Annotated in this window: 1 protein-coding gene; it reads left to right on the forward strand. The window is 41.0% G+C overall.

Translation table 11 applies throughout. From position 1 onward, the window contains the following. Positions 1-8: 8 nt before the first annotated feature. On the forward strand, positions 9-690 hold a 682-nt coding region (locus QQK25_RS24240; protein WP_368736566.1), incomplete at its 3' end, for a hypothetical protein.

Below are 690 nucleotides of genomic sequence, written 5' to 3' on the forward strand. Positions count from 1 at the left end.
AATCGCGTATGCCTTTGAACATAAAGTCCAAGATATTAGGATCACTAATAGGGTTAGCACAGAGAATCATTAGTTCCAACGTTGTGGTGGGGCTAGCCTTCGGGTTGCTCATTGCATGTACCGCCGGACCGGTCTATCTATTCCTTTTTACCGATACCGCGATAAGGTATGGGTATGGCAAGGAAAGGGGGGCGATAGTCGGTTTTCTTATGGGCCAGCTTGTTCTGGTTTTTTCTATTTATCATCCTTATCTGCCCCGGGTCTTGACAACAGCAGACAATGCGGTACCACTCATTTTCTATTTGGTGGTAAAGCATTATCGTATCTCGTTTTTTGATACTCGAAGCAGCACTGGGAGAGTCAGCAGTCTATTCGTATTCCTCGCGTATTTGATGCTACAATTTGTGAACCCGTTCCTTTTACCCAGCTCATTGCGATTTTTGAATGGTTATCACTTTAGATCCGATAATCAAATCCTTTTTATTATAGGTCATTGGTGGGGTTTCGTAATTGGGCACATTATCGTGTTGAAATCAATGGATTCAAATTTGGTTTTTCTAACAGAGAAGGTAAAGAAGGTAAAGCTTGAAATCAACAAATTTCTGCTACGGCGAATCAAAAAATATGTAACTCGCGGTTTTACAATCCTTGTTTTTGTTACCTTTTTCTTTTCGTTAGCGAGAGTATCGT

Origin of the sequence: Zoogloea oryzae, from assembly GCF_030161255.1 — a bacterium.
Classification (GTDB): Bacteria; Pseudomonadota; Gammaproteobacteria; order Burkholderiales; family Rhodocyclaceae; genus Zoogloea; species Zoogloea oryzae.